Source organism: Pseudomonas fluorescens (genome assembly GCF_018614655.1).
In the GTDB taxonomy this organism is placed as follows: domain Bacteria; phylum Pseudomonadota; class Gammaproteobacteria; order Pseudomonadales; family Pseudomonadaceae; genus Aquipseudomonas; species Aquipseudomonas fluorescens_BX.
Genome location: NZ_JAGGOG010000024.1, coordinates 59,052 through 84,493, shown reverse-complemented (window position 1 = coordinate 84,493; position 25,442 = coordinate 59,052). Strand labels below are relative to the sequence as shown.

Annotated in this window: 18 protein-coding genes and 1 other RNA gene; 10 read left to right on the top strand and 9 right to left on the bottom strand. The window is 53.6% G+C overall.

What is annotated here, in order from left to right; translation table 11 throughout:
• Positions 1 to 173 precede the first annotated feature (173 nt).
• The 5 genes from J7E41_RS23185 to J7E41_RS23165 all read left to right on the top strand — a co-directional run bounded on the left by J7E41_RS23185 (position 174) and on the right by J7E41_RS23165 (position 7,120).
• Positions 174 to 1,874: a lactate permease LctP family transporter gene (locus J7E41_RS23185; protein WP_214996570.1), complete on the top strand. Its 1,701-nt coding sequence runs from the start codon at positions 174 to 176 to the stop codon at positions 1,872 to 1,874.
• A 70-nt stretch (positions 1,875 to 1,944) separates the two neighbouring features.
• Positions 1,945 to 4,755 (top strand): FAD-binding and (Fe-S)-binding domain-containing protein, encoded by a 2,811-nt coding sequence (locus J7E41_RS23180; RefSeq protein WP_214996568.1) that lies wholly within the window; start codon positions 1,945 to 1,947, stop codon positions 4,753 to 4,755.
• Between the two features lie 137 nt (positions 4,756 to 4,892).
• On the top strand, positions 4,893 to 5,177 hold the full coding sequence (locus J7E41_RS23175) for a hypothetical protein (protein WP_214996566.1): 285 nt from the start codon (positions 4,893 to 4,895) through the stop codon (positions 5,175 to 5,177).
• Between the two features lie 102 nt (positions 5,178 to 5,279).
• Positions 5,280 to 5,677, top strand: a transfer-messenger RNA (tmRNA) gene (gene ssrA / locus J7E41_RS23170).
• 186 nt (positions 5,678 to 5,863) lie between these two features.
• Positions 5,864 to 7,120 (top strand): integrase domain-containing protein, encoded by a 1,257-nt coding sequence (locus J7E41_RS23165; protein ID WP_214996565.1) that lies wholly within the window; start codon positions 5,864 to 5,866, stop codon positions 7,118 to 7,120.
• 147 nt (positions 7,121 to 7,267) lie between these two features.
• Here the strand turns inward: J7E41_RS23165 and J7E41_RS23160 are convergent, their stop codons facing one another.
• The 5 genes from J7E41_RS23160 to J7E41_RS23140 form a co-directional block, all read right to left on the bottom strand.
• Positions 7,268 to 7,537 (bottom strand): hypothetical protein, encoded by a 270-nt coding sequence (locus J7E41_RS23160; protein WP_214996563.1) that lies wholly within the window; start codon positions 7,535 to 7,537, stop codon positions 7,268 to 7,270.
• Entirely contained in the window at positions 7,534 to 8,517 is a 984-nt protein-coding gene (locus tag J7E41_RS23155; RefSeq protein WP_214996562.1) for an integrase domain-containing protein, read from the bottom strand. Before J7E41_RS23155 ends, J7E41_RS23160 begins: the two co-directional genes overlap by 4 nt.
• Positions 8,501 to 8,854, bottom strand: a complete 354-nt coding sequence (locus J7E41_RS23150) for a hypothetical protein (protein WP_214996560.1) — start codon at positions 8,852 to 8,854, stop codon at positions 8,501 to 8,503. Before J7E41_RS23150 ends, J7E41_RS23155 begins: the two co-directional genes overlap by 17 nt.
• On the bottom strand, positions 8,841 to 10,247 hold the full coding sequence (locus J7E41_RS23145) for a YfjI family protein (RefSeq protein ID WP_214996558.1): 1,407 nt from the start codon (positions 10,245 to 10,247) through the stop codon (positions 8,841 to 8,843). Before J7E41_RS23145 ends, J7E41_RS23150 begins: the two co-directional genes overlap by 14 nt.
• Before the next feature lie 1,066 nt (positions 10,248 to 11,313).
• Positions 11,314 to 11,850, bottom strand: coding sequence for a LasR-specific antiactivator QslA (locus J7E41_RS23140; RefSeq protein WP_214996556.1), 537 nt, complete (start codon positions 11,848 to 11,850; stop codon positions 11,314 to 11,316).
• 532 nt (positions 11,851 to 12,382) lie between these two features.
• Here J7E41_RS23140 and J7E41_RS23135 point away from each other — a divergent pair.
• The gene (locus J7E41_RS23135) at positions 12,383 to 12,715 is read left to right on the top strand and encodes a hypothetical protein (RefSeq protein WP_214996553.1); all 333 of its coding nucleotides are present in this window, start codon (positions 12,383 to 12,385) and stop codon (positions 12,713 to 12,715) included.
• 319 nt (positions 12,716 to 13,034) lie between these two features.
• On the opposite strand, the gene J7E41_RS23130 is transcribed toward J7E41_RS23135, so the two are convergent.
• Positions 13,035 to 15,080 carry a P-loop ATPase, Sll1717 family gene (locus tag J7E41_RS23130; protein ID WP_214996551.1) on the bottom strand — a complete coding sequence of 682 codons (2,046 nt, stop codon included), beginning with the start codon at positions 15,078 to 15,080 and terminating at the stop codon, positions 13,035 to 13,037.
• A 655-nt stretch (positions 15,081 to 15,735) separates the two neighbouring features.
• On the opposite strand from J7E41_RS23130, the gene J7E41_RS23125 reads away from it, so the two are divergent.
• Together J7E41_RS23125 and J7E41_RS23120 are read left to right on the top strand one after the other, a co-directional pair.
• The gene (locus J7E41_RS23125; RefSeq protein WP_214996550.1) at positions 15,736 to 17,019 is read left to right on the top strand and encodes an ATP-binding protein; all 1,284 of its coding nucleotides are present in this window, start codon (positions 15,736 to 15,738) and stop codon (positions 17,017 to 17,019) included.
• A 250-nt stretch (positions 17,020 to 17,269) separates the two neighbouring features.
• On the top strand, positions 17,270 to 17,641 hold the full coding sequence (locus J7E41_RS23120) for a hypothetical protein (protein WP_214996548.1): 372 nt from the start codon (positions 17,270 to 17,272) through the stop codon (positions 17,639 to 17,641).
• A gap of 686 nt (positions 17,642 to 18,327) precedes the next feature.
• On the opposite strand, the gene J7E41_RS23115 is transcribed toward J7E41_RS23120, so the two are convergent.
• From J7E41_RS23115 to J7E41_RS23105, 3 genes are read right to left on the bottom strand one after another with little or no spacing between them, the layout of a single operon-like run.
• Positions 18,328 to 19,014 carry a hypothetical protein gene (locus J7E41_RS23115; protein ID WP_214996546.1) on the bottom strand — a complete coding sequence of 229 codons (687 nt, stop codon included), beginning with the start codon at positions 19,012 to 19,014 and terminating at the stop codon, positions 18,328 to 18,330.
• Positions 19,011 to 20,183, bottom strand: coding sequence for a hypothetical protein (locus tag J7E41_RS23110; protein ID WP_214996544.1), 1,173 nt, complete (start codon positions 20,181 to 20,183; stop codon positions 19,011 to 19,013). Before J7E41_RS23110 ends, J7E41_RS23115 begins: the two co-directional genes overlap by 4 nt.
• A 7-nt stretch (positions 20,184 to 20,190) precedes the next feature.
• On the bottom strand, positions 20,191 to 21,234 hold the full coding sequence (locus tag J7E41_RS23105) for a hypothetical protein (protein ID WP_214996542.1): 1,044 nt from the start codon (positions 21,232 to 21,234) through the stop codon (positions 20,191 to 20,193).
• Between the two features lie 684 nt (positions 21,235 to 21,918).
• Here J7E41_RS23105 and J7E41_RS23100 point away from each other — a divergent pair.
• A complete protein-coding gene (locus tag J7E41_RS23100) occupies positions 21,919 to 22,806 on the top strand; it encodes a hypothetical protein (protein WP_214996541.1) in 888 nt (295 codons plus the stop codon).
• Between the two features lie 184 nt (positions 22,807 to 22,990).
• Positions 22,991 to 25,357 carry an EcoAI/FtnUII family type I restriction enzme subunit R gene (gene hsdR / locus J7E41_RS23095; protein WP_214996539.1) on the top strand — a complete coding sequence of 789 codons (2,367 nt, stop codon included), beginning with the start codon at positions 22,991 to 22,993 and terminating at the stop codon, positions 25,355 to 25,357.
• The last annotated feature ends 85 nt before the right edge of the window (positions 25,358 to 25,442 follow it).

The window sequence follows — 25,442 nt, the reverse complement described above, 5'->3', positions numbered from 1 at the left end:
TTCAACCCATCAGATCAACCCGCCGCCGGTATTCGACCAAAGTTTCGAAAGCGGCAAATTGACACGCCCCCTGCAAGGCTCTTAACCTAGCCAACAGCGATTGTAAATTGGTAATACCAATTATCCAAATCAGCTAAAAGTGCCTGACCAACAACAATTAGGGGCCACCCCATATGCAAACCTGGCAACAACTCTATAGCCCACTCGGCAGCCTCGGCCTGTCCGCACTGGCCGCCGTTATCCCCATCGTATTTTTCTTCCTGGCCCTGGCCGTATTTCGCCTCAAGGGCCACGTGGCCGGCAGCATCACCCTGGTGCTGTCGATCCTGGTAGCGATCTTCGCTTTCAAGATGCCCGTCGATATGGCCCTGGCTGCCGCCGGTTATGGCTTTGCCTACGGCCTGTGGCCGATCGCCTGGATCATTGTCGCCGCCGTATTCCTCTACAAATTGACGGTGAAAAGCGGCCAGTTCGAAATCATCCGCAGCTCCGTGTTGTCGATCACCGACGACCAGCGTCTGCAGGTGCTGCTGATTGGCTTCTGCTTCGGCGCCTTCCTGGAAGGTGCCGCCGGCTTCGGCGCACCGGTAGCGATTACCGCGGCGTTGCTGGTCGGACTGGGCTTCAACCCACTGTACGCCGCCGGCCTGTGCTTGATAGCCAATACCGCGCCGGTAGCCTTCGGTGCCCTGGGAATTCCGATCATCGTCGCGGGCCAAGTCACCGGCATCGACGCGTTCAAGATCGGCGCCATGACCGGCCGCCAACTGCCGTTGCTGTCGATGTTCGTACCGTTCTGGCTGGTGTTCATGATGGATGGCCTGCGGGGCGTCAAGGAAACCTGGCCAGCGGCGCTGGTGGCGGGCTTCAGCTTTGCCGTTACCCAATACTTCACTTCAAACTTCATCGGCCCGGAACTGCCGGACATCACCTCGGCCCTGGCCAGCCTGATTTCCCTGACGTTGTTCCTGAAAGTCTGGCAGCCCAAGCGCACCGCAGGCGCAGGCGCACAGATTGCCGGGGCAACGTCCAGCGCGGCAGTCACTGCCAGCGCCGGTGGTTTCGGCCTGCCTCGCAGCACTGTCGCTTCGCCCTACAGCCTGGGGGAAATCTTCAAGGCCTGGTCGCCCTTCCTGATTCTGACGGTTCTGGTCACCATCTGGACCCTCAAGCCATTCAAGGCGATGTTCGCCACCAGCGGCTCGATGTACAGCTGGGTCTTCAACTTTGCGATCCCGCATCTGGACCAGTTGGTGATCAAAGTCGCGCCTATCGTTACTAACCCGACCGCCATTCCAGCCGTGTTTAAACTGGACCCGATCTCTGCGACCGGCACGGCGATTTTCTTTTCAGCCCTGATCTCGATGCTGGTGCTGAAGATTGACATCAGAACTGGTCTTACCACTTTAAAAGAGACCTTCTACGAACTGCGCTGGCCGATCCTGTCTATCGGTATGGTGCTGGCGTTCGCATTCGTCACCAACTACTCCGGCATGTCGTCGACCATGGCCCTGGTCCTGGCCGGCACCGGTGCAGCCTTCCCGTTCTTCTCGCCTTTCCTGGGTTGGCTGGGGGTGTTTCTGACCGGCTCCGACACCTCGTCCAACGCCCTGTTCAGTTCCCTGCAAGCCACCACCGCCCACCAGATCGGTGTCAACGACACCTTGTTGGTGGCGGCGAACACCAGCGGTGGCGTAACCGGCAAGATGATTTCCCCACAGTCGATCGCCGTGGCCTGCGCCGCGACCGGTCTGGTGGGCAAAGAGTCCGACCTGTTCCGCTTCACCCTCAAGCACAGCCTGTTTTTCGCGACAATTGTCGGGCTGATCACCTTGGCCCAGGCCTATTGGTTCACCGGCATGCTGGTGCACTGAGACCTACACGTAATAGGGTAAGCAACGACGCCGGACAACCATTCCGGCGTCCGCTATTCCTGGAGGACCCATGAGCCTGCCTGCTGCTTTTCTTGCTGATGTCGCACAGTTGATCCCGAAAAATCGACGCTTCGACGACCCGCTTTCCACGCTCGCCTTCGGCACCGACGCCAGCTTTTACCGACTGATCCCACAACTGGTGATCCGCGTCGAATCAGAGGACGAGGTGGTCGCCTTGCTGCAACTGGCGCAGCGCGACCGGGTGCCGATGACCTTTCGCGCCGCCGGCACCAGCCTCTCCGGACAGGCCATCAGCGACTCGGTCCTGATTGTGCTGGGCGACAATTGGAACGCTCGCGAAATTCGCGGCCAGGGTACGCAAATCCGCCTGCAACCCGGCGTGATCGGTGCCCAGGCCAACGCCTGGCTCGCGCCGTTCGGGCGCAAGATTGGCCCGGATCCGGCGTCGATCAATGCTTGCAAGATCGGCGGCATCGTCGCCAACAACGCCAGCGGCATGTGCTGCGGCACTGCGCAAAACACCTATCACACCCTCGCGGGCATTCGCCTGGTACTCGCCGATGGCAGTCGCCTGGACACCGAAGATGCCGCCAGCGTCTCGGCCTTCCGCCAGCACCACGGCGACCTGCTGGAGCACCTGGCAAAACTGGGCCGCGAGACCCGCGCCAACGCTGAACTGGCTGCAAAAATCCGCCACAAATACCGTCTGAAAAACACCACCGGCCTGTCACTCAATGCCCTGGTAGACTTCGATGACCCGCTGGATATCCTCAGCCATTTGCTGGTGGGCTCCGAAGGCACCCTGGGCTTTATCAGTGCGGTGACCTACGACACCGTGATCGATCATCCCAACAAAGCGTCAGCCCTGATTGTGTTCCCGGATGTAGAAACCTGCTGCAACGCGGTGACAGTCCTGAAAACCCAGCCAGTCTCGGCGGTCGAACTGCTGGACCGACGCAGCATGCGTTCGGTGCAGGACAAACCAGGCATGCCGGCTTTCGTACAACACCTGTCGGAAAATGCCTGCGCATTGTTGATCGAATCCCGGGCCGCTTCGTCCACACTGCTCCATGAGCAACTGGCGCTGATCATGGCGTCACTCGCCGGTTTCCCTGTGGAGAAACAAGTCGACTTCACCGAAGACCCCGTGGAAAACGCCCGCCTGTGGGCAATCCGCAAGGACACCTTCCCCGCCGTCGGCGCCGTGCGCAAAACCGGCACCACGGTGATCATCGAAGACGTGACCTTCCCAGTCGAACAACTGGCCATCGGCGTGAATCGCTTGATCGAACTGTTCGAGAAGCATCACTACGACGAAGCCATCCTTTTCGGACATGCCCTGGAAGGTAATCTGCACTTTGTCTTCACCCAAGGCTTCAACAGCGCCGAAGAAGTCGCACGCTACCAGGCGTTCATGGACGACGTCGCACAGTTGGTGGCGGTGGAGTTTGGTGGCTCACTGAAAGCCGAGCACGGCACCGGCCGCAATATGGCGCCCTTCGTCGAGCTGGAATGGGGCAGCGATGCCTACCAACTGATGTGGCAGCTCAAGCGCCTGCTGGACCCCAACGGCATTCTCAACCCGGACGTGGTGCTCAGCGAAGACCCGCAAATCCACCTGAAACACTTCAAGCCACTGCCCGCCGCCGACGAACTTGTGGATAAGTGCATCGAGTGCGGTTTTTGTGAACCGGTCTGCCCGTCAAAAGGCCTGACCTTGAGCCCGCGCCAGCGCATCGTGATCTGGCGCGACATCCAGGCCAAAAAACGCGCAGGCGTCGACACCACCGAATTGGAAACCGCTTACCACTACCAAGGCATCGACACCTGTGCCGCAACCGGCTTGTGCGCCCAACGTTGCCCCGTAGGAATCAACACCGGCGACCTGGTGAAAAAGCTGCGCAGCCACGATGCCGGCCGTACGAAAACGGCCGACTGGCTGGCGACGCATTTTGCTACCGCACTACAAGGTGCACGCTTCACGTTACATGTGGCCAATGGCGCCCGGATGCTGTTGGGCGCGCCTCGGCTGGCAAAGCTTTCCGCAACAATGACGAAACTGTCCAAGGGTCAAATCCCCCAATGGACCAACGCCATGCCGCAGCCCGAAAAGGCCATTCGCTTCAGTCCTGCCGTAAACGATGAGCGGCCGCGCGTCGTGTATCTGGCGGCCTGCGTGTCACGGGCAATGGGGCCGTCGGCGGGCGACAAAGAACAAATGTCGCTGTATGACAAAACCCGAGGTCTGCTGGAAAAGGCCGGCTATCAGGTCGTCTTCCCCGACAATCAGGACAACCTGTGCTGCGGCCAACCGTTCGCCTCCAAAGGCTACGCCGAACAAGCCGAACACAAGCGCCAGGAACTGATCGGCGCCCTGCTCCACGCCAGCCGTGGCGGTCTCGACCCGATCTATTGCGACACCAGCCCCTGCACCCTGCGACTGGTGCAAGACCTGGGCGAAACCCGCCTGGACCTCTACGACCCGGTACGGTTTATCCGCACCCACCTGATGAACCGTCTCGACTTCACTCCCCAAGAGGCGCCCATCGCCGTACACGTCACCTGCAGCACCCAGCACCTGGGAGAAAGCCAGGCCTTGATCGACCTCGTCCGGCAATGCAGCCACACCGTGGTAATCCCCGAAGGCATTCACTGCTGTGGCTTTGCCGGTGACAAAGGCTTCACCACACCGGAGTTGAATGCCCACTCACTGCGCTCGTTGAAAGACGCGGTACAACACTGCAGCGAGGGCATCTCCACCAGCCGTACCTGTGAAATCGGCCTGAGCCAGCATGGCGGGATTGATTATCACGGGTTGGTGTATCTGGTGGATCGCGTAACCCAGGCCCGCGCCCACTAATTCAACCACCCAACAGAACCCCTGCGCGCTGGCGTAGTCATCTGCATAAGCCTTGTTGAACGAGGCTGATCAGTGACCTCGCTGGCTGCCCGCAACCACCGCGCAGCATCGAGCCCTCTTTGCACAAGGAGATACCCATGAAGCGTTCCGCTCTTGCTGGCTTGTTCATTACTGCTGCGATGCTCGCGTCCCCTGCATTTGCAGCCGGTAAAACTGACGAACTGTGCCAAATCAACCTGGACAAAATCAACAACGGGAAAGCCTTGCTCGCGACCGACACCAGCGGCAAAAGCGGCGAAATAGACACCGCCGTGTCCCAAGCCAAGGCGGCCCTGGCCGCAGGTGATGACAAGAAATGCATCGAGATCACCTCCAAGGCTCTGCAAGACCTGCAGGACAGCGAAAAAGGCGGCAACCAATAACCTGACACCGCTCAAGGCCAACCTTCGGGTTGGCCTTCTGTGACCGTTTGACGTACACTGCACAGGCTTGTCGCTCACTTTGAAACACCGAGCAACAAGCACGGGGCCGTTTAGGATTCGACGCCGGTCGCGAAACTTTAGGTGCATGCCGAGTTGGTAACAGAACTCGTAAATCCACTGTTGCAACTACTTATAGTTGCCAATGACGAAACCTACGGCCAGGAATTCTCTCTCGCTGCGTAAGCAGCTTTAGATCCTGAGCTTCTGGTACCTTCGGGTCCAGCAATCACCAGGGGATGTCTGTAAACCCAAAGTGATTGTCATATAGAACAGAATCGCCGTGCAGTACGTTGTGGACGAAGCGGCTAAAACTTACACAACTCGCCCAAAGCACCCTGCCCGTCGGGTCGCTGAGGGTTAACTTAATAGACACGGCTACGCATGTAGTACCGACAGCGGAGTACTGGCGGACGGGGGTTCAAATCCCCCCGGCTCCACCATTTAATCAACTAAAGACGTCCACGGACGTCTTTTTTTGTGCCTGAAATCCAGTAAATACGGGGGTTTCAGCGCTTACGGGGTCTTTGCAGGGTTTCTGAGTTCCAGGCGTTTTGGTATCCCAGGTGGTATCCCGGACTGCCAAATGCTATTTTCAGGATACCAAAACGGTGCTGGAGGTAGCCCCCATGCCTACTAACGCAACCCGCCTCTCCGATCGCCAGCTCAAGGCAGTCAAGGCAACTGGTAAAGACTTCGTCCTCAGCGACGGCGATGGCTTACAGCTTCGAGTACGCGCGAGCGGCTCAATGATGTGGAATTTCAATTACCGAGAGCCGTTGACCAGAAGCCGTATCAACATGGCGCTTGGTCCATACCCCGACCTCTCGCTAGCCAACGCCCGGAAGAAAGCCTCAGAGGCGCGTGAGTTGCTCGCTTTGGGCACTGATCCCAAAGCCCAGCGTGATGAGGTAAGGCAAGCCAAACTTGCTGAGACTGAACACACTTTCGAGAAGGTGGCCACTGCCTGGTTCGAGCTGAAGAAAGACTCCGTAACCAAAGCCTACGCCGAAGACATTTGGAGATCGCTGACGCTCCATGTTTTCCCAAGCATGAAAACAACGCCGATCTCTCAAATCACTGCTCCGATGGTTATTAAGATCCTTCGCCCAATCGAGGCCAAAGGGAGCCTCGAAACCGTGAAACGATTGAGCCAACGACTCAACGAGATCATGACCTACGGGGTCAACTCCGGGCTGATATTTGCGAACCCCCTCAATGGAATTCGGGCGGTGTTCAAGAAACCCAAAAAAGAGAACATGGCTGCGCTACCACCTGAGGAGCTTCCCGAGCTCATGATGGAGATCGCGAACGCCAGCATCAAGCGCACGACCCGCTGCTTGATCGAATGGCAACTGCACACGATGACCCGCCCTGCCGAAGCAGCCACCGCGCGATGGGCAGATATCGACTTCGACAAGCGCATTTGGACCATTCCGCCAGAGCGCATGAAAAAGCGTCGGCCGCACACAATCCCTCTTACCGATCAGGCACTTTCGTTACTGGAGACACTCAAGCAACTCAGCGGTAACAGAGACTACGTGTTCCCCTCAGATAGAAACCCCCGCACCCATGCCAATAGCCAGACCGCCAACATGGCGTTGAAGCGCATGGGCTTTCAGGACCGTCTAGTCAGCCACGGCTTGCGCTCGATGGCGAGCACCATCCTGAATGAGCATGGCTGGGATCCGGAGCTGATCGAGGTCGCGCTAGCGCATGTCGACAAGGACGAAGTTCGCAGCGCCTACAACCGGGCGGATTACATCGAACGCCGGCGTCCGATGATGGCCTGGTGGAGTGAACATATCCAGAAGGCAGCCACCGGCAGCCTGTCGGCATCCGCCATCAATCAAACTAGGGACCGTAACGCCGTGCCGATACGCTGAGCCGGCGACAATCCGTGTCGTGCAGCAGGGCGACTGAAGTGGCGACTGTCGCTGATCTGCCGCATGCCTGCGCTCCTTCGGCCAAGCCCCTGAGTATGGGAAGGCTCCGCATTCCCATACTCAGGGGCTCACGCTTAAAAGCGTCTATCAGACAACCACGAGTTGCGCCTTTCTGCGGCGGATCAGCCCTGCTGTTAACTCATAGTAATAAACGGTCGCTGGTGCTGAGCAACGCAGATAGTGCTCTAAAAACCATCTGGTGTGCTTTTCCTTCCAGGACCAGGGGGTCGCACAACTCCAGCGCTCACGAATCGCCTCGTGCATCCTTTCTGCCTGCCCGATATGCCGCTGCCGCGTGGCATGCGCACCTTTGAGCACGGGACTCAGAAACAACGCCATATCGAACTCGGACTTCATCGACGACCTCCGATGTAGGCACTCACCACGTCAATGCGGTTATGCCCCAACTCGTGGCTGATCTGCTGGCGTGCACGCTGATCGAGTGCTTGATCCTCTCGATGACCACGACCGCCATTGATGGACGCGGAGAAGCCGGTCAGTTGCTCATAGCGCTCACAGGCGTAAGCCGCCCGCAGTTCATGAAAGCCTTTCAATCCATGCTCATGCAGGATGTCCCGTGCCGGTCGCACGATTGTCTGCAGGAAATCTTTGTAGCTTTCTTCAGGTGCTAACAGATTCCGACTGCCCGTGGGTGAAGCCTCGCTGGCCCTGTCGAGGGCTCCATGAACTTGATCCGTGACCGCAATCCAACGCGGTGCCGATGCGCCTGATCGACCGCCTTTGGTGCCGTCCTGGATATTGATCTTGCCCAGTTGCCGAGCCTCACGTTGCAGCCGGGGCAAGTCCGCCAAGATCGCTTCACGCAGGCGCATGCCGGCCTCCCGAGCAAGGAGCACAATGGCACTCACCCTCGATTGCTGGCCTCGCTCTGACAACGCCTGTGCGATCAACTCGATCTGGACACGGTCTTGGCATTGCGGAGCCTCACTACGCACACCTGAGCGCTGCAAGCCAAGCGCCTTGCTCGGACTGGGGATTTTGACGTACTGATCACCGCGCAGCGCGGCCATCGTTCGGTTCACGCTGGACAGGCGGTTCTGCGCGGTGGCGATGCCGACGTTGCCCTGATCAACCTGCTCGCGCAAATGGAAGGCGTACTGCATAAGGATCTCGCGGTCGATCTGTCGCGCATCATTGAGCCTTGGCCCCTCCTCGGATCGACACCAGCGCACGAATGCCTGCCAGCGATCGCTATGGGCTTTGACGGTAGCAAAATGGCCGTCGCCAAACAGATCTTTCAGTGCTTGCGGTCCGGCATAGCTGAGCTGGCGACCGAAGCCAAAATTACGTCCCGCTCGCTTACCGACTCGAGTCATTTTCCTGTTCCTGATCGACTGCAGCGAGATCATGCAAAAGGGCTTGCCAGTGCGCACTCACGATGGCGAGCTGGGCCCAATCCGTCGGACGAAAACTCAGCCTGTTATCGGAGACGTAGAGATACGCGCCCTCCTCTTTCAACCATTGGATGATGGCTGTCGGCGAGGTGATGGTTTTACGGAGGGTGGCGACATCGGCGACAGCGGCGACAACCTTTGTTCCACCGGGCTTTGAGCCTGGCGACAAAGTGGCGACACTGGCGGCGACAAAACGCGCTTTAGGCTCCTTTTGGCGTTGAGCCAGGTGATTGCGCAGCGCTTCGTCAAGATTGAACATGGCGCACCTCGAAGGTCTGGCCGTCAGTGATCAGCCACTGATGATCAATCAACTCGACCAACAGCTTGGTGGTATGACGGCTGCTCTTACGGGCAAAGCGGGGGCCGTTGCGATTTAGCTCTCGAACGCTGAAACGCTTCCAATCCTTCTCCTGTAGCCAGCGCAGCAACCGATCCGCCTCTTCCTTTACCTGGCACACCGGCTCCTGTTCGGTCAGGCGCTGAATCTCGGTAAGGTAGTAGCCCATCAAGGTCGAGGCCCGCTGGATATGGTCAACCTCCACTACACTGCTTTCCTCCAGGACCGCAAGGATGCCGGCGACACGCAGCAGGTTATCGGCGGCCTTTGATCCACTGGGCCGCACATTGGCCAGCTCGCCAAACTCACCCAACTGGGCCTCGATGGCGTCATGCAGATCAATCCAGCGACGGCGAGCCAACGCACTGAGGGTCAGCGTTGAAAGCAGCAGAGCGCCGTCAGCGGACAGCGACCAAGGCTGATGAAACAGGCCTGAAAGACGGTGGTGATAGCGCTTCAGGGCGGGATCTTTGGACAAGTCGACAGCCTGGTAGCTGCGTTGTCCGGCCAGGCTAGTAGGCCAGGTCATGAGGCAGCGACCAAGGATGCCTTGCCCCTGCAGCAAAGGATCGCTGAGCAACTGAATCGCCAAGTACGGTTGCAGCATCAAGTGCAGACTCAAACGCCGGTCATAAGCCCGTAAGCTTTCCCCGGCCATGGAGCGGGCACGATCAATTGGGCTACCGTCCCAGAGTGACGACAAGGTCGTGACCGCTTTCAAACGGTTATCCCGACTCATGGTGCTGCTACCGAGGAATTGCCCGCCCTCGTCGCAGAACAGGCCCATGCTCGGTAAGTCGTGACAGAGCCCTTTGATCAGCGCCTCGATAGTCGGGTCCGTAGTGATCAACCTAGGGGCAGAGGGCTCCTCTTCTACGAGCATACGGTTTGCGGAGTCAGGATCGCCAGGATTATTAGGCTGAGAATGTTTTTGTAAGGCACGGTATCGAGCAAGCTGTTCACGATAGCGTTGCCACTGTTCACGCTCCCATTGCCTTGCTGGCAGCAAGGCAAATCGATCTGCTGCTGTCTTACGATCACCTGACGCGGCCACCGTGATCAGGTACAGCGACAGGGGGTAATTTCTTCCGTCGAGCTGTAAGCCCGCATGGCCCTGGGTGGCTAGTGCTGAGGCAGCCAACACCGATTGTGCGGCCAGCGCCAGGGGCACGCCGATGACTTCGGCCATGCGCTCGACCGCAGGCCCAAGAATCCCACCCAGTGCCTGGACCGGATAAGTCTCGGCGACAGGATTCAACTCGATTAACGGTCGAGGTGGCCGTGGTAGCTCAAGCTTGGGATCTAACTGCTGCATGGGTCCTCTCCTCGTTCATTGCTGGTTGTCCTCACGTAATCCCGCCACGGGTGTTGAGTGTTATCAGGGATCAAGGCCCCTGCGGCCTGTGAGGTGTTCACTGACGCGGAACGCACGGCTCCTTACGACCGGGAGCGAGGGCATGAACCCAAAGATCTGGCCTCCCTAAGCGCATCCGAAGATACGGGCGGGTGGAGGCTGTGCCGACTGACGAGTTCGGCACCTGGAGATCCTGGGTGGGAGAAGGCAACGACGTGGACACCTGGGGCATGCCTGACTGTCAGTCAGGTGCAGCCCTTCCATAGGCTGCGGCACCGGTCCTTTGTCGTTGCAGATGGCGACGAATCGGATTTGTCAGGCCGATTGTCACGAGGAGAGTTGCGGCAATGCCATGTACGGCGTGGCTTGCAGCAGTGGTACGAGCGCCCGTCTCTTTCCAGGAGAAAGAGACGGGCGCGGTCTGGCGCACCGAAGTGTGCCGAAAGGTAAGATTGCTGCAGCGCAGCGAGGTAGGTCCATCGTCTGCCGCAGTGGACAGATTGGTAGAGTAGGCATCCATCACTCTCGGGGAGTGACCGTGCGAGCCGCCGGACGCTAATCGCACTTGGGGAAGAACCACCACGCAAGTGGCGTAGCCTTAAAGGCTCTGGCTACCTGGGCTGGTGCTGTCAACGACAGCGATCCGTGCGCCAATTTTTATACCCACTCGAAAAGACGGTCAAGCGTCACGGTCAATGCGCTGAAAAAGTGGCGACTGTCGCCACTTCTGTCGCCATGCCCCAGGCCACGTTCTACGTGGGTTGTCGCCGGCGTCGCCGCTGTCGCCACACCTACATACATGCCCAGCAAAAAGATTCGCACGCACACTGAATGACGCTGCGCTCGATAGAGATCACGGGAATTACTGACGAGTGAAAGCAAACGTGGCGTTAATCAAATCTGAAAACGAGAGGATGGAACGCGGCGGCTTCGAGAAAAAGCGAGTGAACCCTCCGATCAGCGCGATCAAAGATCGCTTGATCGGAGGGTTGGCGGGAAAAGCAAATCTCAAACGTCAATTACAGACTCAGGCATCAAGGCGGGTTGATTGGGAAGTGACGGCCTCACGTCGCATGATCAGCGTCTGCTGCAACCGCAGCAAAAAACCTGCTTCAAATGCCTCTTGTGGATCACCTGGACGATGACGCTTTCGGTTCTGAGACAGCGCCCACCATAACGGTAATGATGAGCCTTCAAGCCACGTCTCTGCGCACCGAACACCCTCCTTTATTACCGGAGCGAACTCATCGCCCCACGGAGTTTGGATCGCGGGAGATCCTTCAGCGGACGGGACAGAGACATACTCATGAATCTGTTGATAAACGCTTTGAGCTGGGATCCCAGTCAAATTCCGGAATGCCTTGTCGTACAACACGGCGGTGTCATCCAACAATTCCACTGCCAGTTCAACGTCTTGCGGAAAATGAAGCAGAATACTCTGGGCTCCGTTAAGCCGGAGAGTGGCAGCCTGCCGCAGTTTAATCGCGGCATCTTCAGGGCTAAGCGATGAAGTATCGATGCTGTTGGGTTTGGGGAGGCCAATGAGAAGCGAAAGATCAAACATCGCGGAATCCTCCGAGATAGTTTGCAGCTTGAACCATTTGGCCGGGGTGGCGCACGAGCTTAAAAGGGGGACAGGTCATTTTCCTTATCTCCTCGGACAGTTAAGGAGCCGTCCACCCAGCCGTTCTGACACGAAATGGGTGGCGGACCGTACGGGGGTCAGAAACCGGCGTCCGAGGGAACCGGCCAGGCCGAAGCCTGCCCCGCACGGACCGCCATAGAAAAGCAGCAGCTAAGCCTCTGAAAGCACTTAATCGCTAGCTATGGCGCTATGCGCCTCGAACAATTCAGGTTCTGACACCCGGCCACGGGATTGACCGCGACGGGACAAAGCGTAAATGTGAAGCGGCGACAACACAAGCATGAGTGTCAATAAGCGCCGCCTTCAAAAGAGCGCTCCGGGCAGAAACTCACGCTCATCCGAATTTAGTGGCGATGGCCAACCGGATACCACACAAAGCCTTCTTATTTCCGAAGCCGTCCACAGTGATAGAATCCGTGACGCTACACACGACACACTCTCGAGAAATGTTATGACTACAGAGCTGACGGAAGAAGAAATGCGTCGGGCGCTATTCGGTGAACCTGAGGCCCCTACATCAGTGATCGACACCCACGAGCAAGACACTGCACCGGAATTTGTGATCGAGGAGCCGACAAATGCAATGAAGAAAAAGAAATTATCAAAAACCTTTACTCCCAGATTGAGAGTCACACTGAGGGTGGGGAATGAGTTTGAAGGCAAGATGCACGAGATCGTACACGAGGCCAATACGCTCAGTTCCCTAGCTGCAGAGCAAGAAGCTACAAAGATAGCCAAGAAAAAATTCAGGTTTGTGGAAGTTATTTCGGTTAGTTCGATGTAAGTGGACCCGCCAGCTTCCCATCAACCGCATTCCATTCCTGTCGCTCACTCAGGACAACAGTTCATGTTGAGCGAGGCCTTAAGCCTCCTTGGCGTTAGCCGTCCCCAAACTAAAAAACTTGCGCTCCATCAAAAATTTTAAGTCCTAATTGGACGCCAGTCCTCCCCCTCACCCCAGAGCGGCGACAGGCAGAAACCGGCCAAAAGTAGTCGGTCAGATTTGTGCAAGAAATTGGGGGCGATTCAGAGAGCGGCCGGGAGCAACCGGCTAGAACGTCAAAGATTTGCACTAATTTAGACACCGTTTTTTCTTCAGCTGCCTATGATATCTGGCGAATCGTTTGATCATATCTGTCCTGTAAGTGTGATTCCTTAAAAGCCCCCTTGATTGCTTGGCGTAGAAAAACCTCCAAGTCTTTCTGCGTCAACAACACAACCAGTCCTGATTTGTTTCGGTTTATTATGTTAGAGATGTGACGATAATAACTGTTTTTTACCTCCTCGCCACGAAAGGCAAGGATACCAAATCGTCCAAAAGTGTCATTAAGATAATAGTTGATTTGATGAAAATCACTTGCGCTCAGGTCTTCGTAATTTTTACACTCCCATACGACTTGGGTAGAACCGTATTTATTCCTTATGACTTCCCAAAATCCGTCAGGCGCTCGGTTTGACGCTATCCAATCCCGTATTGACGCGCCATCGTGACTTCGCTCGTGTGGTTGAACATTCGTCAAAGACCGAAAGAAACAAAGTTTTATGATATTGCCTACAACTTCTTCAAATCCAGCAGCCCCCGACGGTCCCTTGGGCAGGGTACGCAAATTATCTAATGTGTCCTGCAACGCACCTTTATAGTCGTCCAAGTTAAAAGTGTCGGGCAGTTCCTCTAAGATGCCTTCATTCTTCAGCTGCGTTTCGTCGCGCAAATCCTTCAATAGCAGTGGTTGAAGATTTAGCGCTTCGTGGTAGGTTGGATGAATATAGAAGGTTGAGCTATTATCAAATGATGGCTTGGCATTTGAGTCTTTACCAGACTCTTTATACTCCACAGTTTTTTTTCGTCGAATACCAAGAAAACCGATTCCATACAAAACTTCGACGAAACGAAAAGGCGTTGTGTAGTCGTAAAACCAACCATTGCAGTATTTGTTGATGGATTCCGTAACCAGCAACTTTTGAATAAAATCTTCAATTGCCACCAAGGTGTACTCATTACCTAAGCCAAAAAAGTACTCGAGAATTAAACTAATATTTGGATAATTCTCAGCATACTCGTCACCCAAATCTTTCAGTCTACTTGTGCTATAGCGTTTGGACGCGACATCCATATCTGCGTTTCTAACCTTTTGGTTTCCGTGATTAATGGCTGAGTCTATTGCATAGCTAGTTAACATCAGTACATCCCGAGGCCGATGCTGACAAAGGCTCATCACCGAGGGCACGCTAGTTTTTGAGTCTTCCTCCTCGAAAAAACAATTCCATGCCTCTCCTCCTAGTTTTGGTTTAGTAGTAAAAGGCTTTACCAATCGACGCTCTACAAGCTCGGTAAGTTTTTCAGAGGACCAATCAAGAAAAACCACTGACGTCTCAAGCCTCGCAAACTCGTTATCGAGGGAGCGAATTCTGTCATAGATGTTTTCGCGTATGAAGACATAGGGCTTTACGTGTGGAGTTGACGCGATTAATCTAACCGTGGCATGCATCAATGCCATGAGACATATTATAGCTGAGCCAGAACCATCCCAGGACTCATCCAGTCGATCAATTAGGATGATATAACTCATTGGCGAAGAAAATGAGATCTGATTAATTTCCGCCAGCAGGTTTTTGCTTCGACTTATCTGGCGAAGCCATAACTTATCATTGTCTTTGGTATATGCATCAAAAATCTCTTCGGTCAAATTCAAGATACGCTGATCAAAATCACAATCCTCAATCAGGCCTCTTTCTCGTCGGATAGTATCTGGCGCTTTGTCGAAACTTAAACGCCCTTCCATGACCCATACCTTGATCACCTCATCGATCAAAGCCCTTTCCATCGAATGCATTAATGATTTGAAAGGACGCTGCCTTGTGTCTAGAAACAACTCTTGCTCTAGTGGGAGCCGTAAGAGATCAAATATTTGTGGAACAATGTTGATCGTTCGAGGGAAACGCCGCTCAACTTCAAACGTAATAGCGGTTTTCCCGGCACCGCGACGGCCTATAAAAAAACAGTTAGAGCTATCCGGATTGAGCGCAGAGAGAGTCGCCGGTGTAGTTACGAATAATTCATGATCACTTCTAATTATATCGTACTCTGCAAAAGCCTGGCCCAGCTTTACTCGTTGCAAAGCATCTTTAGGTAACTGGATTTTAGCCAAAGGGAACATCCTTGTGCTTATCAGAGACGCATACAAAGGGATAAATAGCTCTAACGCTCCGCAGCGGAGAGTAGCTGAATTCGGCGAAATCTCCATCCACGGGCGGTTATTGGTCGGATGCCAGATTCATTTTTTACCAATTCCAACGGTTTCGCTCATAAGCCGACCGTATTCAGCCTATTTTTGGCATCACTCTCTTATGAGCGTGGGGCATGCTCCGTCAACGTCGAGGTTCGCATTGGGACGATCTGTACCCGCAACCACTCCCATCTATGAGGCGATTTGGACCTCGGCAACAGGCAGAAAACGGCCATTCAATCAGTTTCCTCCCCGATGCGCTTGTTTGTTCCACATTTGAAACTCTCTGCCTCTCCTGGCTGGCGCAAGGTACACGAGGCTGGCATTATGATGGCTAAAATTAGAGCTTCTACGCATCAGCGATGCTTAACAAATAATCAAAAGGGATTTTTATGAAGAAAGTTTTTTTGATGTCGAAAAACCTCAAGGACAATTATTGCAGCAGTCGATTTAAGATTGCACTTTTTTAAGAATTTTTTTCGAGTAATGGGTAGTGGTATCTTGAAGCTAATGCGTTACGCATTAAAGTTTTTTATAAAAAATAGTATTTTTATTTTTAATAATTGAGTGTTAAGTGATGAGCTCACCAATAAGTGTTTATGAGGTTTTTACGCCAACCACACCGGCCAGGGCATCATTCATCGAAAGAGAGGAGGTCAATGATAAACTGGTGGAAGCACTAATGACCCCCGGTACGCAACTGGTAGTGTACGGATATTCTGGGTCGGGGAAATCTACACTTCTGAGGAATAAACTCCGGCAGCTATATGAGCGTGAAATCACTACGCGTTGCACTTCCTCTACTAGTTTTGACCAGCTTATGCTTAGCGCTTTCGATGATCTGGACTCTTACTATATTTCTGAAAAGTTAGATAAGAAAACAAGCTCCATCTCGGCATCTGCACATTCAACGTTGGCTGCTATTAGGATTCAGCTAGCGGCGGCAGCATCTAGCGAAGTATCAAATAAAAAGATCAGAGTAATCCCTCCTCAACTAACAGCCCAGAATTTAGCGAGATTGATGGGGGAAGCTAATTGCTGCTGGGTACTTGAGGATTTTCATAAAATAGATGAGGTTGAACGTACCCAACTATCTCAGACTATGAAAGTATTCATGGATATGGCGGATGACTATAGAAATGTAAAAGTTATTGCAATTGGTGCGGTGGACTCGGCAAGGCAAGTGGTGCAATATGATTCAGAGATGCGTACTCGTATTGCAGAAATTCATGTTCCGCTTATGGAACCTCACGAGCTTCAGGAGATCGTGAATCTTGGAACCAAACTTTTAAATATTAGATTTAGTCCGTCGCTTACAAATAAAATTAGTCATTATGCTAACGGATTGCCCGCGATTTGCCACACGCTGTGCTTAAATATATGTCATGGAAATTCTGTCAGCCATCAGTTAACAACTCTAGTAACACTTTCCGTTGAGCATCTTGAGCCTGCTTTGAACAAGTATCTATCTAACACTTCGGACTCTCTAAAAATGGCGTTTGAAGCATCATTAAAGCAAAAGCGAAAAACCAAATACGCTCATTCAAAACTTATAATCCATGCATTAGCTCAATTGGCTCAAGAAGGGGCGACAGCTGATCAGATTCTTCAAAAAATAAAAAACAAAGAGTCAAGCTACAGCAAGAGGAACCTAGCGAATGGAATCGAAAAGCTATGTTTGGTTCAACCGACTCCTCTGGTTCGGCTTGATGAAAATTCTGGAAAATATTCGTTCATTGACCCACTATATCGTGCGTTTGCCATGGCATTAAATTCCGATGAGCCGAAGACTACTTTAGAGATCAGTCTGAGCAGTGTGATCGAGGCTTTACTTGCTGGCATTAATAAAAAACCAAGATAGTATTAGATCTGTCAGGGCAGGGCGGAAGTTCTAATTTTTTGAAACTTTTCGTGCTTATGACCGACAACTATTGGTCAAAATTTCTGACCGGAATGCTTGAGTCGCAAGCGAGTAATTAATATAGGCCGAATAGTTAGTCACCTTCGAAGTAGAAGGTACCTAATATGCGCTCTAGACAATATTTACTCATGCTATTTGAACAAGTATGGTAGCTGCCCTTAATGTGAGGGTTAGCTAAAAGGGGCTTCGGATGATCGCGGAAATTGCACCATATATCACTATATTTACGGCCATAATTGTAGCTTATTCAACATATCGAAACCAGTTGAGGCTTAAGACTTTTGAGATGTTAATTGAACGGCGTAACTCTGTACTGGTTGATATTGAAAAGTTTATCGGCGAGCTTTATGGCGCGAATTTTGAGTTTGTTGGTGATGAAATACCCATTGCGTCAAGGAAATACTCGCGCGAATATTTTCATGAAGGACTGATCCTGATGCATAAGATAAAAGGTTCAAACTTTGGTTCATCTGTTGATGTGCTTAACAATACATTTTGGCAAATTATTACTAAGCCGGGTTATAATGAGCCGGCAATGTCGAAAGAACAATTCAAGGACTGAGTAAGCAGAACTACAAATGTGGTGTCATTAATTTACGGACTCGCACATAGTGAGCTTACAAAAGAGCTGGAAAAAATGGCCTTACCTTGGGTTTCAAGAAAATTTAAGGCATATAAAAACAGAAAGACCATTCAGAGCTAAATCACTGTCAGCTCGGTGACTGCTTTTGGCCGATTGTATTGAAAAAGTCGGACGCGGTTCTCAGGGCAGAAAAGTAAGCGCATGAGATTGAAATCTCAAATGGCCGCACAGGCATTCGGACACAGATTTCACGTAGCCGCGCGAAAAATAGGCTCCTTCACCGCTCAGCTTCCGGGCAATTCGAGAGAACCGACTTTTTCAACAGAATCGGCCGAAAGCTGCCCTTCGCAACAGGCAGCTTTCGGCCGAGGCTGTGTAAAAACATTTTTGAGCGCGACAGGTACTCAAAAACGGACGGGGAATCTCGCTTCTACGCGAAATCCACATCTGCTGACGTGTCGATAAATTTCAGATTTAACGTAGACGCGCACACTTCAATTTTGTCGAAGCGTTTTTACACACTCTGGGCCAAAAGGGGCCACTCGATAATATAAAGCCGCCCCAATTCTGGTTACTGATAGTCAGGGGCATGATGGGCAGCGCCGGGTTCTGTGAACGCCCCAAGCGCCGAGACAGACCTGAGACATCCCGCTCGACCTCTCTATCTACCGGATCAAGAGATCTGTCAGCAGGGCCAGATGCTCCTCGTCATCCCACGACACAGATATCGAACCTGAGCGCGACAGCTCAATCTGAACGGGCGTTGAGTCGTACGTGTAGACGATTTTGATCTTGTCGATCGGTGCCGCGCGGCCACCCGTGATCTCCAACAACTTGGTCATTGCGTTCCCTGTCGATGCAATATCGACTCGATAGCTGCTTTCGATATCAAACGTCACCGCTCCAGAAACGATCCGCTTGGCCATGACTCTCGTGAAGCGCTTGTCAGCCTTGAGCTGCTGATAGACCAAAGAAATGTCCGACTTCACGATTTCCAGCGCGAAGTTCGTCCCGGTTGCCGCTCGGATGAGCTCCACGAACGGCTTCAAATCCTTCGGCGGCGAACCCATGCAGATCGAATACCGATCCGGCCCAAGCGTTTCGAATACCATGTCGAAGCTGATGAACGTCGAGTAGCTCGATTCGACGGTTTCGCCCAGAGGGTTCGTGAACGACTGGGTGATATCGCGCTGCTCGTGGTACCGGAAAGTAGCTTTGCCATCCAGGATCTCAATAGCCTCGACACCGACCCGGCTCTGCTCGTTGAAAGGCTGCTGTCGAAGGCCATGCACAAGGGTCTGAAAGTCAATGCGAGCGGTCAGAACCCAGAGTTTCAGCCGCTTTGACTTCATGTCGTCAGACTCCTTTCGATGTCATTCAGAGTCTTCTGCGCCGCCTCCTCCAAGCGGATCTTGAGCTTCTGCTCGAATACCGGCTCGGCACGTACCAGGTTTTTGGCGTATTTCCCGTTGTTGTAGTTATAGACACCTTTGACGATGTAGGAGAAATCGCAGTACTTGGCCTGGTTACCAAACTGAGCCTCAAACAGGACTAGCTCAGATCCAACGAGCTTCTCACGAGCTTTCCATCGAATCTTCCACATATAGAACCCGTGGCCTTCAAGCTCAAGCAACTGCTTCGACTCCAAGACACCCTTACCCTTCAGGGACGCCTTGTCGATGCGGATGATCTTGTGAATCCTGGCTTCTGGCTGCGGCCTGGCCAGTTCGGCTTCAGGGTCGCCATCCTCCACTTCCTCACCCTCATCTTCTGACTCAACCTCAATCGAATCCTCGATCACCAGCGCATCGTCACTGAGATCCAGGTCATCATCTTCTTGGTCTTTAGGGTTGAACGTGGAGACGTCGACCACATCGACCACCTCCATGTCCTTGAGATTGCGGATCAAGCTGCGAAGGAAGTTCGTCCTGATACCCGCATCAGGGATCGCCTCCAAGGAAATGGTTCGGGTCGCCACGTCCTGATCAGTGACGATCTCGATCTGGGAATACAACTGATCTGTGATGTCCTTGAACTTGTCGTTCATGGGGCCAGTGATCTTCCAGCCACTGCCCTGCTTCTCGAGGATCACCTCCGCCGTCTTCTCAACCACCTGACGGAACTCTGCCTGACTCAGATCGAGCTTCTGGTATTTGACGGTGAGCTTGAGCTGATCACCGTGGACGGCCACCTCAGCCTGCTCGTGCTGGTCATCCACCAGCCATTCCTTGACGGAGGTGAGAGCGTCGGTCAGTTGATCTTTGGTAACCGCTGTCGTGACGACCACGTTGGTGGTTTTCTCACGACTGTCACGGCCACCCACCAGGAGCGACAGATTCCGATAATCGTAGTAGTCATGGAACAGGGCACTGAATCGATTGGCTAGGAATTTTTTGTCCGACTCGTTGGAGATCACGATCCCTCTGGAGAGGAATACTTTCCTGAGCTCAGCGCTCGTCAGGCTTCGCTGCGTTAGCGCATCGTAGATCGCTTTGTCGGATGCAAAGTACAAACTCCCCATTCTCATGTCAGTCTCGCTCCCATCCGATCGCTTCGGGCTTATAGTTCGGAATCGCGTGATTCACGATTTCCAGTTCGATCGCCTGCAGTTTCCGCTTGCGGTTTTCGTCTTCGCCCCACTCAGTCACATAGCTGTTGATGGCAGCATTGAAGTTGCTGAGGATGCTGCTGTGATGGTGGCGATTGGCAACCCTGATTCGGATTTTCAAGTCCTTGTTGGCGTTGAGGATCTGGAACCTGGACAGTGCGTCAAAGAGGTACCTGAACTCGATCTCGGTACTGCCATCGCGGCGATAATAGATCAGATAGCCTTCGCTATACGTTTCAGTCACGTCTTTGGCTTTCTCGCAGTACGACATCACCTCTTTGTGGTGAATGATCATATACGGTGAGGCGATGAGCTCTGCGGTTGCCGCACGATCCCAGTACTCACCACTGGCCTTGTGCAAGACGAGGTCAGGGTAATAGAAGGTGTAATTTTCCTTCGGGAATTTCCCTTCTGCTCTGAGGGTGTTTACATCGAGCTGCAGTGTCTTCAGGTAATTGATCAATGAAGGCTCGACGATATGAACCTGCTGAGAATCTTTGATGTGCAGATTCTCACCTTTGTAATCCTTGAAGTGATCGTAGAAATTTTTGTCGTACTCGTCATCGTGGTTGTAGACGAACAGCATCCCACGAACTTCATACTTCTCACGCTTGGCCAAATGGTAGCGAGTCTGCCATTCCAGCGAAGCACGGGCACAGTCGATGGTCTTGCCCAGGGACTTCAAGGCCTTCTTGATCGAGTCCAGAGTGATGGAGCCAACCGCATAGCTCTTCAAATCCGTATGAAGGTAGATGGCTTTGTTCAGGTAAGGGTCTGCGTACTTGAACACCACGTCAGTCGGGTGCGTGTGCTCAGACTTCTTCAAGGGCGCGTGTGTTTCCTTCTTCACACAGGCGAAGTTGAGGTTGGCAGGCCCCTCTTTCTTCCAGCGGAAAAAGTTGAAGATGTCGCTTGAAACGAGCTCCGCGAGCCTCGCAATTTTTTCGGTTTCGCCGCCTGACATGGTCGTTCCTGTCACGAAATGAATGCGCAGGAACGGTACTGGCGAGGAGCTATTGGCCCTAGCCGTGGGGGTGCGTCCTGCTGTGAGTATGGCCTCATGCCAGCACAAAGTACCGTAAAACATCGTGTCCGGCCACCAGCTCGCGCGTCACGTGTTGCAGTGGAGCGGAGCCTTGGAAGGGGCATCCAACCCAATTAGAACGCAAGCCTTTGATTACTCCGCCTAACCGCACATCTAGTATTGAAAAACCCAGGGCGCATTGGCTTTTTTCATAATACCCACCGATTCGCTCAAACCAAACTGTCCACCATATTGACATTTCACTTGACAGATGGATACCTTTGCACCTAGACGGCACCCTACCCATATGCATTTCGTCGGTAATCCCTTGCAATCACAGCCTTTCGACTGCAAATGCGCCGACTGAATGTGCTAACCTCAAATCCAAGTCCATTTCACCCTTATGGGTACTTTCGCCATGATCAGCGGCCACCAGCATTCAAAAGACCTTAGCTTTGCGGAAATGATGAGCCTTAAAAGCAGCTCACGTGACCGCCAGGTTGATGCTGTCTATGCAGCTGACCCTCAGATGCTTGAAATGGCTGCTGCCCGTGCGAAAGCCGCCCTTCGTGGCAACTCTGCTTCAATCGCTCGCCCACAACGATTCTCTGCGCTAAGCAACTGATGCCCGAAGCGGTAAACGAAGACCCTCCGTTCGCCCTACTTGAACGTTCTGAGCTCTTCGCTTTCCTCCTCGATCTAATTCAGCGCGTCTACCGTCCCTCAATTCAATCAGCTGTCACCGATTACGGCCTTGTGATCGTCGGCGGGCAATCGCTTACGCTTTGGGCCCGGCAATACCTCATCGACGAAATGACAGGCGAGGATGTCGGATTCGTCACTAGCGATGACTTGGACTTTATCGGCAAGCCCAACTCTATTGATTATTGCGCCCAGATGATGGGCGTCCCTTTTCGCAAGGCCAAGATGGACGACAACACGATAAATATTGCCGCCGCGTACATTGACTGGGTTGACGGTAAAGAGGTCATCGTCGATATCCTGGAAATGGACAGCGTAGGGGGCGCGCCCAAAAAAGAGATTTTCAAGTATTTATCCGTCCTGGATATCGAAGGTGTGCAGGTCGCCGTCATCGACCCCATCACGTGTTTAAAGTCCCGTTTGTTCAATCTATTCGCTTACTGGCAGGATCGAAAGCACCGGGAGTCAGTGCGAGTGAAGATCGCACTACGCGCATCGAACCACTACCTGCGCGACTTGTTGGTTCATGATGGGTATCGAGTCATATCAGAGCATATCCATCGAATTAAGGCCTTGGCCCTGACACCGCTCGGCAAGCGTCTTTATGTCGAATACGGAATCGACGTGCTGGACGCCATCCCCTACGATCCGGCGCTGTTTCCAGTGGCCTACATGGATCGGGAAAGACCGAACATGCTCCGCCAAATTGGTGATGTACGCCGACGGAAGTTAATTCAGTACCAACGATTCGCTTGTGGTCCTATCCACCCTAGCCATCTTCAGCCCGCTGCAGAGAACGATCCAAGATAAAGGAATCGGGACGACGCAAAACACTCGCGCTGTCATGGCCTCGACTCATCTTGCATACAGCTTCAACCACCAAAATCTGATCTTCCCCCGTGCCACTATCAAACAAGGTACATTTACGCCCATCGAGCACGATCAGCAGTGCCGGAATGGAGCGACCAGGCCGGTTTGAAAGGGAATTGGGGTTATGGACAAAAAGTCGCTTTCCGAGCGGGACATCTGCAGCAAGTACATTGCCCCAGCCGTTCAGCAAGCTGGATGGGACATGCATAAGCAGGTGCGCGAGGAAGTCAGCTTTACCAAAGGCCGCATTATCGTCCGAGGCAAACTTCACAGCCGTGGCGAAGCACGCCGCGCAGACTTCATCCTCTACCACCAGGCCAACCTGCCTATCGCTGTAATCGAGGCGAAGGACAACAAGCACTCCGTTGGCTCCGGCATGCAGCAAGCCCTGGGCTATGCAGAGGCGCTGGACGTACCGTTTGTGTTCTCCAGCAATGGCGATGGTTTTCTGTTTCATGACCGCAGTGGCACAGGCAGCCAAGTAGAAACCGAACTCACCCTCGATCAATTCCCCTGCCCCACCGAACTCTGGCAGCGCTACTGCCAGTGGAAGGGGCTGGATATTACCGCCCTGCACAAGATCGAAGCGCCCTACTACGACGACGGCTCCGGGCGCATGCCGCGCTATTACCAGATGAATGCCATCAACCGCACCGTCGAGGCTGTGGCGCGCGGCCAAGACCGTATCCTATTGGTAATGGCTACGGGCACCGGCAAGACATACACAGCCTTCCAAATCATCTGGCGGCTGTGGAAATCGAAACAGAAGAAACGCATCCTGTTTCTGGCTGACCGCAACATCTTGGTCGACCAGACCAAGAACAATGACTTCAAGCCCTTCGGCCAGGCGATGACCAAAATCGCCAAACGCCAGATCGATACCTCCTACGAAATCTACCTGTCGCTCTATCAGGCCGTCACCGGCACTGATGAAGAGATGAACATCTACAAGCAGTTCTCCCGCGACTTCTTCGACCTGATCGTGATCGACGAATGCCACCGTGGCAGCGCCTCCGAGGATTCAGCCTGGCGTGAAATCCTCGACTACTTCTCCAGCGCCACCCATGTCGGCCTTACCGCCACACCGAAGGAGACAAAAGAGGTATCCAGCATCACCTACTTCGGTGAGCCGATTTACAGCTACACCTTGAAGCAAGGCATCGAAGACGGCTTTCTCGCCCCCTACAAAGTGGTGCGCATCGACTTCGACAAAGACCTGCAAGGCTGGCGACCACCCAAAGGCATGCTCGATAAAAATGGCGAGCTGATCGAAGACCGCATCTACAACCTCAAGGATATGGACCGCACCCTGGTTATCGAGGCGCGCACCCAACTGGTGGCGAAGAAGGTCACCGAACTGCTCAAGGCCACCGATCCGTTTCAGAAAACCATCGTCTTCTGCGACGACATCAACCACGCCGAGCGCATGCGCCAAGCCCTGGTCAACCTCAACCCTGAACGTGTGGCCGAGAATCGCAAATACGTCATGCGTATCACCGGCGATGACCAGGAAGGCAAGGCCGAGCTGGACAACTTCATCAACCCGGAAGAGCGCTACCCGGTGATTGCCACCACCAGCAAGCTGATGACCACTGGCGTCGATGCTCAGACCTGCAAGCTGATCGTGCTCGACCAGCACATCAAATCGATGACCGAGTTCAAGCAAATCATCGGTCGCGGCACTCGCATCAACGAGGAATACGGCAAGTACTGGTTCACCATCATGGACTTCAAAAAGGCCACCGAGCTGTTTGCCGACCCGGCCTTCGACGGCGACCCAGTAGTGATCTACGCCCCAGAAGGCGATGACTCCCCCGTACCGCCGGATGAACCGCTTGCCGATGAAGATGGCATAAGCGCAGGCAACAATAACGAGGGCGATGACCTGGATTTTACCGGCGAAGATGAGGGCAAAAAACGCATCAAGTACGTCATCGACAACGTCCCGATTTATGTCATCGCCGAGCGTGTGCAGTACTACGGCCCGGACGGCCGACTGATCACCGAATCACTGCACGACTACACCCGCACCTGCGTACAAAAGCAATTCGCCTCACTGGACGACTTCCTTCGGCGCTGGAGTGATTCCGAGCAAAAGAAAGTCATCATCGAAGAGATGGCCGTCCAGGGCGTGATGTGGGAAGCCTTGGCCGAAGAAGTGGAAAAGAAACAAGGCAAGCCGCTTGATCCGTTCGACCTGATCTGCCACGTCGCCTTCGATCAGCCTGCCTTATCACGCCGCGAGCGAGCCGATCAGGTGAAAAAGCGCAACTATTTCGCCAAGTATTCTGGTGCAGCCCGCCAGGTGCTGGAAGCATTGTTGGATAAATACGCCGATACCGGCATCGAGCATATCGAGGACATCAAAATCCTTCAGCTCGACCCATTTAGCCAAATCGGTGCGCCCATCGAGCTGGTCAAGGCTTTTGGCGGCAAGGCTGGCTACAACAAGGCTATCCACGAACTGGAAGACGAACTTTACGCAAGCTAAGGGCTAAGCGCCGACGACATGCCAAAGCAGTCGTCTCCACTATCCGGTAGAATTTCGCCCCCCCTTTGCGGTACGCGTTGAGAGA